This is a genomic window from Thermogutta sp., assembly GCF_014359955.1.
Taxonomy (GTDB): Bacteria; Planctomycetota; Planctomycetia; order Pirellulales; family Thermoguttaceae; genus Thermogutta.
Genome location: NZ_JACIYL010000080.1, coordinates 1 through 9,865 on the forward strand (window position 1 = coordinate 1; position 9,865 = coordinate 9,865).

The window sequence follows — 9,865 nt, forward strand, 5'->3', positions numbered from 1 at the left end:
ATGTCCGCTTTCAGGTCCCTAAATGCACACGCCTCACGTGTGCAGCCTGGCGTGTCATCCTTCGGATAGAAATAGAGTACCACCGGCCGACCACGAAGACTCTTCAGATGGATCGTTTCGCCTGTGTCGGAAGGCAATGTAAAGTCAGGGGCTTCCACTCCCGCTTCAAGCCAGTCAGCCATCGATCTTCCTCCGACTTACTTCGAGAGACTTTGCTGCTTGGTCACCACCTCACGCAATGAGCGCTGCATAACCTGGGAGACGGCATGAGCGGAGACAAACTCCCGAGGTTATTGCCGCGGATGGAATCTTTCTGCTCGTCACCACCGGAAGGATGGCCCGTCGCGTCGGACCGACAATCCGGTCCCATTTTCTGTGCCAGCTTGAGGAATTATAGACGCCGGGGCAAAGGTGCGTCGTGGACAGGCAGCCTCCACCAGGAACAGGACGAGGAATAATACGAGCGGTGCGCAAAGAGACCTGACCCAAATTGACGTTGGCAACGGACGGGGGAACCCTGGCATCTGGTTTATACAGCCCCGAGGCCCGATTCGGTCGGCAAGAGCCAAGATGGCTGCCCTGGTTGATGATCGCCCCTACGGGATGGGATGGGACTCTGAATAATTGATGGCGGCTGGGGAATATTCACTTTTCCCTCTACTTGCAAAGCGAGCGATACGATTATATGATAGGCTAGGATTCTCAAAGTGCAGTCCTTTGGTGCGTATGATGAACCGCGTCTGGTCCTACTACCGGTTTTACTTTAGCCCGCCTGGTTGCGGGGCCGGTGGAGGTCCATAAACGGTTCGAATCATAACCGAAAGAAACCCCAGCCCTGGCAACCAAAAAAGGTTACCAGGGCTTTTTGTTTGGAATTGGGGGTCTGGATCGTTAATGCCACATCGACCTGGGTGACCAAGCGCGAAAGGAGACTGAGTCATGATTGTTGTCATGCAGAAGGGAGCCACAGAGCACGAGATCAACTACGTCGTCGAACGCGTGCAATCCCTCGGACTGCGTCCCCACGTCATTCATGGGACGGAACGGACTGTCATAGCGGCCATTGGCGACAAGCGGGACGAGCACCGTGCCTCTCTAGAAAGCTGTCCGGGCGTGGCCGAGGTGATTCCCATTCTGGCACCCTACAAGGTAGCGAGTTTGGAGGTCAAACCTGAACGTACCGTGGTACGTGTGGGGCCATTCATAGCTGGAAATTCCCACATTGGCGTGATTGCGGGGCCCTGCTCTGTTGAGACCGAAGAGCAGACCTTGTCCACAGCACGGGCGGTCAAAGCTGCCGGAGCCACGGCGCTTCGGGGTGGTGCGTTCAAACCACGGACGAGTCCCTACAGTTTCCAGGGACTTAAAGAAGAGGGGCTTAAAATACTCGCTGCCGCCCGGGAAGAGACCGGCCTGCCCATCGTGACCGAAGTGATCACACCAGCCGATGTTCCCGTAGTGGCCAAATACGCGGACATTCTGCAAATCGGGGCGCGCAACATGCAGAATTACCGGCTTTTGGAAGAGGCAGGCTGTGCGGGCAAGCCGGTTCTTCTCAAGCGCGGTCCGGCAGCCACCGCGGAGGAGCTTCTGCTGGCGGCGGAATACATTCTGAACACGGGCAATCACAACGTGATCCTCTGCGAACGGGGAATCCGCACGTTCGAGTCGCACACACGGTACACGCTTTCCCTGGCGACGGTCGTTTGGCTGCACCAGAGGACGCATCTTCCCGTCATTGTGGACCCGAGCCACGGCACAGGACACAGCGCGTTGGTGCCCCAGATGGCTGCCGCAGCCGTCGCTGCAGGTGCGGATGGGCTTATCATTGAAGTGCACCCACGGCCGGAAATGGCCCTCAGCGACGGTTTTCAGTCTCTTACGTTCGAGCAGTTCGAAACCACGATGGAACTTTGCCGAAAAGTGGCGGAGGCTTTGGGCAGAGTTCTGGGGGCAGGCGTTCCCGCCACGTGTCAGTGAATGAAGGACACGCAGGGTAAGTCAACGCGGCCTGGCGGAAGAATCGTGCCGCCCGGCAAGTGGCTTGTCCCTTAATCCTGGACGGCCCGCTCGTTTTGCAGGCCCGACTTTGCTATATTGTGGACGAACTGTCGGTGTGGGGCGTCCGCGGCCTACTCTCTTCTGCGGAACTTATATGGGGAAAACTTTGTGACGGAGGACCCGCTTATGGCTATCGCGGAATTCGATCTTCTGCCGGAAGTTCGGGAATTTCTCGAAAAGAAGCGCTTTGGTGGCGTGATCGGTAGCAAAGAGGTTTTCTCCCAGAAGGGAGAGACCTTCGTGACCCGCGATCCCGGGACGGGTGAGGTGTTGGCCGAGGTCGATAATATGCAACCAGAAGAGGTAGACCAGGCCATCAATGCTGCGTGGAAGGCGTTCCGCGAGAGCGGCTGGCCTACAATGACCGCCCACGAGCGGGGTGCGTTGCTTCATCGGTGGGTCGAAGCGGTGGAGAAGCGGAAGCGGGTGCTTGCCCAGATCGAGGCGCTCGATTGTGGAAAGATCTATCGGCAGGCTGAGGCAGACGTTCAGAATTTTATTGACACCATGCGTTACTTCATCGAGATGTCGCTTCACATCGAGCGCCGTGCTACTCTGGCGGTGCCGCGGTATGAGGCATACTCGTACCGCGCGCCATGGGGTCCCTGTGGGTTCATTTTTCCGTGGAATTTTCCCATTTTGCTCGTGGGCTGGGGAATTGCACCGGCTCTGGCTGCAGGGAACACGGTTGTTATCAAACCAGCGGAGGACACGCCGCTGTCCACGCTGTTTGTGGCTCATCTGGCGAAAGAGGCCGGTATTCCCGACGGCGTCATTAACGTGATTCCCGGCATTGGTGAAATCACCGGGGCGGCCCTGGCACGGCATCCGGGTTTAAGGCGAATGTCCTTCACAGGATCGCCAGAGGTGGGCCGATTGGTTGCGGAGGCCTGTGGCCGGAACCTGGTTCCGGTAAAGCTGGAATTGGGCGGGAAGGGAGCTGCCGTCGTCTTCGACGACGTGGATCTGTCCGACACTGTGGAAAAACTGGTACGGGCTGTTACGTTCCATTGTGGGCAGGTCTGTTGTACAGCCACGCGATGGATCATTCAGAAATCGATCTATGACAAATTCGTAGAGCAGGCTGTGGAGCGGCTGCGGTCCCTGAAGATCGGTCATGAATTGGAGCCCCGAGTCGATGTGGGACCGGTCGTCAACGAAAAGCAGAAGAAGCGAATCCTTTCCTATATCGAGCGCGGGCGGCAAGAGGGGGCTGAGGTGATCCTTGAGGGGGGTGAGGCGGAAGTGCCGGGTAAGAAAGGCTTCTATGTCAAGCCTGCCTTGCTGGCCGGGTCGCTTAAGAATGTTGCGGCGCAAGAGGAGATTTTTGGCCCGGTGGCCTACCTGACTCCCTTCGATGACGAGCAGGACGCTATTGCCAAAGCGAACGATACGGACTACGGTCTGGCCAACAGCGTGTGGACGAGCGATTTGGAAAGGGCTCGTCGCGTGGCGGAAGCTATGGAGGCTGCCAATAGCTGGATCAATGCCCATAACCTTTTCCCTCACGGAGTGCCCTACGCCGGGATTAAGAAAAGCGGGCTGGGCGGCGGCGTCCTCTCCGAACAGACGTTCTTTGATTATTTGCGCAGCACGTCTGTCGTCCGACCGCTGGTGTGAGCAGAGGCCGCCAGATGGTTCGCGCTTGTGAATAGAGGGGCTCTGATTAAACTGGAGAATGTGTCCGTGTCGCCCGAATGGGGTGATGCCCGGACCGGCTGGGTTACGCCGCTTTGGGCAGAATCGCTGTTCGTGTGGTAGACTTTCCTTGGTGCAGCTATAATAGGCCACTTTACGGCTCGTGTGAGGGATTCGGCGAGGTAAGGAAAAGGTCTGGTTGAGAGGCAACGCTCTTTTATGACGGGCAAGCGCCTCGAGGTAATGAATTTGCCCAGTTTGGACGAGCTGAGGTGAGGCACCTTACGGGACGAGCACCTTGAGGATAGACATCGATGGGTAAAGGCCTCTGCATCTTCGGAATGGTTGGAAGTGCGCTGTTAATCCTCCTGTTTGGTCTCGACCTGGCCCTCGGAATCCCTTTTGGACGCGTGAGTGTCGTCATGGATATAGGGTTTATTGCTGCTTCGTTACTGCTGGGCGTCGCCGGCTTCCTTACTTTTCGCGAAATCCCCTGAATCGGCTTCCGGCTTTCTATTCTCGCCTCTCGTTTGAACGTTCACACTCGTGTTCTCTCACCGCAATGCTCTGATTCTGTCACTCGTCTTTTTGATGGGTGAAAATGCCCAGGAAGCTGCTGTGAAAAGCCCGGCTTCACCGGAAACTCGCTATCGTTTCACTGCTGGATGTCACGGTCTCGCCTAACCGCGTTGACGATTGCCTCGACCACCCCGGGGATCGTGTACGTCCGGGCTTCCGCGGCGGGTTCCAAGCCGTGCTCACGTAGGACAGCCGACGTAATGGGGCTGATGCTGGCGATGCGGACGCGCGGTAAGTAATTGCCGAAAAGACGGACGACCGCCCCGGCGATGGAGGGGCTCGTGGCGGTGATCCAGTGAATCCGTCCGTCTTTGAGGAGACGTTCGACTTCCGGGGAAATAGTGGTGACGTCCCGGCTTTCGTAGGCGGCGACCTGATGAACATCCCAACCGCCCCGTCTCAGTTCGTCGTAAAGTACCGGCCTGCCCCGATTCGCCCGAACGAGCAGGATTTTTCCCCGGGTGGGCAGGCGATTCAGCTCCTCCGCAAGCTTTTCCGCACAAAATTGAGCAGGAACAAGGTCCGCGCGCAGGCCGAACTGCCCCAACGCGGCTGCGGTTCCGGGGCCGATAACGGCGATGTGCAAACCTCTCAGCCGACGGGCGTCTCCGCCCAGGTGAAACAGCCGTTCCATGAAAAATCGCACGCCGTTTCCGCTCGTGAAAACGAGCCACTGATAGGAGTCCAAAGAGGAAATGGCGTCGTCCAGGGGCCGCGGATCAGAGACCGGAAAGATCTCGATGACCGGATGAATGACCACATGGGCACCAAGAGACTCCAACAGGTTCCGCAATTCGGCGGCTTGCTCCTCGGCTCGGGTAATCAGGACGCACTGTCCGAACAGCGGCTGCCGCACATACCACGCTTCGGTTGGAGCTTCACGTGCCGTTTCACCCACGATGATGACAGCGGGTGGTTTGATCTGGGCGTGGGCAATGAGTTGAGGAAGCTCGCCAAGAGTCGTCTTGAAGGTTTGCTGATCCGGCCAGCCGCATCGTCTGACCAGCACCGCAGGAGTGGCAGCGGATTTGCCATGAGCGATGAGTTGTCGCGTCCATTCGGGGGCAGAGCGGACGCCCATGTAATAGATGAGCGTGCCTGGAAACCTCGCCAGAACATCGTAGTCGAGGTGGCTTTCGCCCTTGTAACTGTGTTCATTTCCCGCAACAAACGCCACGGCGGAAGCCTGGTCCGCGTGTGTCAGCGGGATTTCTGCGAGCGAGGCAGCCGCCAGGGCTGCGGTGATCCCTGGAATGATGACGGTCGGGATACCTTGCTGTCGCAGGAAAGAAGCCTCCTCAGCAAAGCGGCCGAAAATGAGCGGATCGCCCCCTTTCAATCGCACCACCGTCTGACCGTCACGCGCCGCTGCGAGGATCAATGCGTTGACTTCCTCCTGGGAAAGAACCCGCCCCTGACTGTGGTGACCTAGCGGAATCCGTCGCGCCTGCTTGGGAGCATACTCGAGAAGAGCGGGGTCCACCAGATAGTCGTAAATGACGACATCGGCTTTCTGAAGGCACTGAATGCCCCACAGGGTGATCAGTCGAGGATCACCCGGCCCCGCCCCCACCAGGTAAACGGTCCCTGGTGAGGTCTTCTCCAATTCCATTCGTTTTTGCCTATCAGTCATCGCAGTGGGACCCCCGAATCGGCCACGGTTTGCTCTGTTGAGTTTGGAACTGTTGTGGCTAAAATGGTAATAGGCAAAATATGGAAAAAAGTGGTTGGCGGGCGGGTCACACCGCCGGGGGAGTTAGAAACGTTCCTGTTCCTCGTCGAGGCCCAAATGGCATCTGAAACTCCTGCACAGGCTGTTGGTAATGTGCCGCCGGAACCAAGCCCGGCCAAGCGAAAGCGACTCAAAGAATGCTTTGAGTACGGCAATCGCATAGCGGCTCAAGAGAATTTCGATTATGCCGCCGACGTCTACACCGAGTGTGTCGTGGGAGAGCCGGGCAATGCGCTGTATGTACAGGCCTTCTTAAGCAATCTTAAGAAGAAGTTCAACAATAACAAGCGCGGAAAAACGTTTGGATTCTTTAAGCTGGCCCCTCTCAAGGCCGCGCTGAGGAAGGCCGTTCACAGCAAAGACTGGGTGAATGTGTTCCGGATCGGCGCTGAGGCGCTCAAGATCAACCCATGGGACACCGGTGTGCTCACGGCACTCTCCCAGGCGTGCGAGCAATGCGGGTACCATGAGGCGCAACTCGTTTATCTCAAGCAAGCGCTCGATGCCAACCCCAAAGATGTGGAAATGTGCCGGCGCTGTGCCCGAACCTTGGCGGAGCTGAATCTTTATGACCAGGCCATCGCCATGTGGCACAAGGTCGAGCAGCTCAAGCCGAACGATCCGGAGGCTCCCAAGGCGATTGCCGATCTGACGGTTCGTAAGACGATCATAGTGGGGGGCTACGACGACACCGGCGAATCCCGGCGCCGCATCGAAGCGGTCGGTGGGGAGGTTCGAACGCCGGATGCCTTGAGTCGTCGCGAGCGGCTGGAGTTGGAGATCAAGCGACAACCCACGAATTTGCCGCTTTATTATGAATTGGCTGAAATTTATGTCCGTGATGGCGAATACGGCAGGGCCGAGCAGTTGATGGCCAAGGCGTACGAAATCACGAAAGACGTGGCTGCCAAGGAAAAACTCGAGGACTTGCAGCTTCGTCGGCTCCGTCAGGCCCTGGCCGAAGCAGAAAAGGAATACCGCAGTAATCCATCGGACCAGACAAAACAGAAGATGGTGGCTGCCCAGAAGACGCTCTGGGCGAAAGAGCTCGAAGTGTACAAGGATCGCGTGGAACGGTTTCCGAACAATCTGGCGTTCCGCTTCGAGCTGGGGGTGCGTTACCAGCTTAACGAAATGTATGAAGAGGCGATCAAACAGTACCAGATCGCCCAGACAGACCCCCGGCGGAAGGGAGTTTGCTTGCTCAACCTGGGTCAGTGTTTCGAGAAAATCGGTCAGCATCGTCTGGCCATGAAGCATTTCGAGGACGCGGTCCAGGAGATTTCCGACCGCGACGCCGAGAACAAGAAGCGGGCTCTCTACTCTGCCGCAGTTCTGGCCTACCGTCTCAAGGACTACCGGAGGGCCGAACAGCACGCGAGCGCTCTGGCAGCCATGGATTATTCCTACCGGAACGTCGGAGAACTGCTGGACAAAATTGCCAAGCGGCTGGAAGCTCAGCGGGGAGGTGCCCCGGCCGAGGAAGAGGCGGTGGAAGTGGAACTGCCCCCTGGACAAGACGAAGAATAGGCTCGATAATGAGGTTTTTCACAGCGTAGGATGGATTTCGGCAGGGTTGTCATTGTCCAGATTGGCTACTGGGTGCTCTGAAGGATATGCCCAACACAAAAAGTGCGAAAAAACGTCTGCGGCAGAACATCAAGCGGCGGCTCCACAATCGCTCCATCAAACGTGCTACCCGGACGCAGTGCCGCAAAGTGCGGGAAGCGGTGGCCGCGGGTGACCTGGCCCGCGCGGAAGAGGAATTGCGCAAGGCCTACAAGCTCCTTGATCGAGCAGGCGTTAAACGCATCATCCATCCGAATGCTGCGGCAAGAACCAAGGCACGCCTCGCCGCTAAGGTGAACAGTCTGAAGGCGTCGGCCGCGGCCTCAGGGGCCGCCCAATAGCCCCCGATAATGTCGGGCGGGTGCCGCCCTGCAGCTCTTTTGTCAAACTTTTAGCGCGCCTGGGGCGCGCAAGTTGTTTCTCGATCGTTGGGTCGGCTTCGCGCTTTTCTGCGGTTCTGCCGAGGCGATCTCTCAGTTGCCCCTTGTGAGCCTCGTCCAGCGATAGAGTGTCTATCGAGCTGACAGGAGTTGCGGGCAGCCCGGCTGGATCAGTGCTCAGTAGACACCCGATCGTACGGCACGTTTTCAGCCTGCGCACAGGTCGCCGACTTTACCGCTCCTTGATGAGGGGACGTTAGAATGGACGCGGCGTCGGTCAGTACCGAAATAAATCCCGCCCAATGGGGCTGAAGCACGGCGCCATCGGCGGCATAATAGAAGGAGTTGGCCGGTCCTTGCCCAGAACTTGAAAAATGGGTTCATACATGTCCACACCCAAGTACTATCCAGAATTCACAAAGTTTGCAGAGCTGGCCGAGGGGGTTGACCTTGTCCCAGTTTATCGCCGCCTCGTCAGTGACTCCCTGACGCCGGTGTCGGCGTTCCACAAGCTGGACGCCGGCCGGTGTGCGTGCCTTGCCGAGAGCGTCACCGGGGGCGAAAAAGTCGGCCGGTATAGTTTCCTCGCCACGCATCCCTTTTTGGAGGTGGAAGCCTGGGACCGGCGTGTCATTGTTAACTCCTACACGGGTGTTTCCGCCTCGGGGGCCCCCCTCCTGGAAACGAGGCAGTATGTCTGCCAGAACCCCATCGAGGAGCTCCGCAAACGCGTGGAAAGCCTGCGGGTGAGAATGCTCCCCGAACTTCCCCCGTTTTGTGGGGGTGCCGTAGGGTACGTGGGGTATGACGTTGTCCGGTACTATGAGCGGCTGCCGAACACGCCGCCCGACGATCGCCACATCCCGGACCTGTCCTTCGGTTTCTACGACAGGATGGTCATTTTCGACAACGTGACCAAAGCCCTCATTGTGGTGGCGCTGGCCCACGTCCGCCATCCTGGTTGGAGCCTGGCCGACGCCTACGAGGATGCCTGCCGGAGGATTGACGAAGTCATCGAACGTTTGCGCGACACACCGGCGGACCTCGAACCCTTCGACATTCCCATCGAAGGGGAACCCACGGTCCAGTATCGATCCAACTTCACACAGGAACAATTCGAAGAGGCCGTTCGCAAGTGCATTCGCTACATTGAAGCGGGCGATATTTTTCAGGTGGTGATCAGCCAGCGGCTGGAGGTGGACCTGCAGGCCCACCCGTTTGAGGTGTATCGGGCATTGCGGGTCATCAACCCCAGCCCGTTCATGTTCTATGTGCGAAGCCCCAGCGTGACACTGGTCGGGAGTTCTCCTGAAATCCTGGTCCGGGTAGTCGGCCGACAGGTGACGACCCGCCCATTGGCGGGTACCCGCCCCCGAGGCAAATCCGAGGAAGAGGATCGGCGGCTCGCGGAAGAGTTGCTGGCCGATCCTAAAGAGCGGGCGGAGCATGTCATGCTCGTGGATTTGGGGAGGAATGACCTCGGGCGGGTGTGCCGGTTTGGTTCGATTAAGTTGACCGACGTCATGACGATCGAACGCTACAGCCACGTAATGCATATCACGTCGAATGTGACCGGAGAACTGGCACCAGGACGAACGGCCTTTGACGCCCTTCAGGCGTGCCTGCCGGCCGGAACAGTGTCAGGTGCTCCCAAAGTCCGGGCGATGGAGATCATCGACGAGATCGAACCCCACAAACGGGGGCCCTATGCGGGCGCCGTGGGGTATTTTGACTTCAGCGGGAACATGGACACATGTATCACGCTCCGGACCATCGTGGTCCAGGGCGACAAGGCCTATGTCCAGGCCGGGGCAGGAATCGTGGCGGATAGTGATCCCCGCCAGGAGTGGCAGGAAACCCTCAACAAGGCGAGGGGATTACTCAAAGCGATTGAAATTGCCCAGAC

The 9,865-nt window shown here is 58.1% G+C and carries 8 protein-coding genes; 6 read left to right on the top strand and 2 right to left on the bottom strand.

What is annotated here, in order from left to right; translation table 11 throughout:
- Positions 1–182: peroxiredoxin (locus H5U08_RS04205; RefSeq protein ID WP_297030526.1), on the bottom strand; the 182-nt coding region annotated here is incomplete at its 3' end.
- A gap of 757 nt (positions 183–939) precedes the next feature.
- Here H5U08_RS04205 and aroF point away from each other — a divergent pair.
- From aroF to H5U08_RS04220, 3 genes are all read left to right on the top strand, one after another.
- Positions 940–1,980: a 3-deoxy-7-phosphoheptulonate synthase gene (aroF, locus tag H5U08_RS04210; protein ID WP_297030529.1), complete on the top strand. Its 1,041-nt coding sequence runs from the start codon at positions 940–942 to the stop codon at positions 1,978–1,980.
- Between the two features lie 207 nt (positions 1,981–2,187).
- Positions 2,188–3,681 carry an aldehyde dehydrogenase family protein gene (locus H5U08_RS04215; protein WP_297030532.1) on the top strand — a complete coding sequence of 498 codons (1,494 nt, stop codon included), beginning with the start codon at positions 2,188–2,190 and terminating at the stop codon, positions 3,679–3,681.
- 332 nt (positions 3,682–4,013) lie between these two features.
- Positions 4,014–4,196, top strand: coding sequence for a hypothetical protein (locus H5U08_RS04220; RefSeq protein ID WP_297030535.1), 183 nt, complete (start codon positions 4,014–4,016; stop codon positions 4,194–4,196).
- A gap of 158 nt (positions 4,197–4,354) precedes the next feature.
- Here H5U08_RS04220 and cobA read toward each other — a convergent pair whose 3' ends face one another.
- Positions 4,355–5,911, bottom strand: a complete 1,557-nt coding sequence (gene cobA / locus H5U08_RS04225) for a uroporphyrinogen-III C-methyltransferase (RefSeq protein WP_297030536.1) — start codon at positions 5,909–5,911, stop codon at positions 4,355–4,357.
- A 63-nt stretch (positions 5,912–5,974) separates the two neighbouring features.
- Between cobA and H5U08_RS04230 the strand changes: the two genes are divergently transcribed.
- From H5U08_RS04230 to trpE, 3 genes are all read left to right on the top strand, one after another.
- The gene (locus tag H5U08_RS04230) at positions 5,975–7,540 is read left to right on the top strand and encodes a tetratricopeptide repeat protein (RefSeq protein WP_297030544.1); all 1,566 of its coding nucleotides are present in this window, start codon (positions 5,975–5,977) and stop codon (positions 7,538–7,540) included.
- An 86-nt stretch (positions 7,541–7,626) separates the two neighbouring features.
- A complete protein-coding gene (gene rpsT / locus H5U08_RS04235; protein ID WP_297030539.1) occupies positions 7,627–7,920 on the top strand; it encodes a 30S ribosomal protein S20 in 294 nt (97 codons plus the stop codon).
- 425 nt (positions 7,921–8,345) lie between these two features.
- On the top strand, positions 8,346–9,865 hold a 1,520-nt coding region (trpE, locus tag H5U08_RS04240), incomplete at its 3' end, for an anthranilate synthase component I (protein ID WP_297030542.1).

What these genes read in the sequence shown, in the direction of transcription:
- rpsT (WP_297030539.1), top strand. Translation starts at nt 7,627, where the DNA reads ATGCCCAACACAAAAAGTGCGAAAAAACGTCTGCGGCAGAACATCAAG.
- H5U08_RS04230 (WP_297030544.1), top strand. Translation starts at nt 5,975, where the DNA reads ATGGTAATAGGCAAAATATGGAAAAAAGTGGTTGGCGGGCGGGTCACA.
- aroF (WP_297030529.1), top strand. Translation starts at nt 940, where the DNA reads ATGATTGTTGTCATGCAGAAGGGAGCCACAGAGCACGAGATCAACTAC.
- H5U08_RS04215 (WP_297030532.1), top strand. Translation starts at nt 2,188, where the DNA reads ATGGCTATCGCGGAATTCGATCTTCTGCCGGAAGTTCGGGAATTTCTC.
- cobA (WP_297030536.1), bottom strand. Translation starts at nt 5,911, where the DNA reads ATGACTGATAGGCAAAAACGAATGGAATTGGAGAAGACCTCACCAGGG.
- H5U08_RS04220 (WP_297030535.1), top strand. Translation starts at nt 4,014, where the DNA reads ATGGGTAAAGGCCTCTGCATCTTCGGAATGGTTGGAAGTGCGCTGTTA.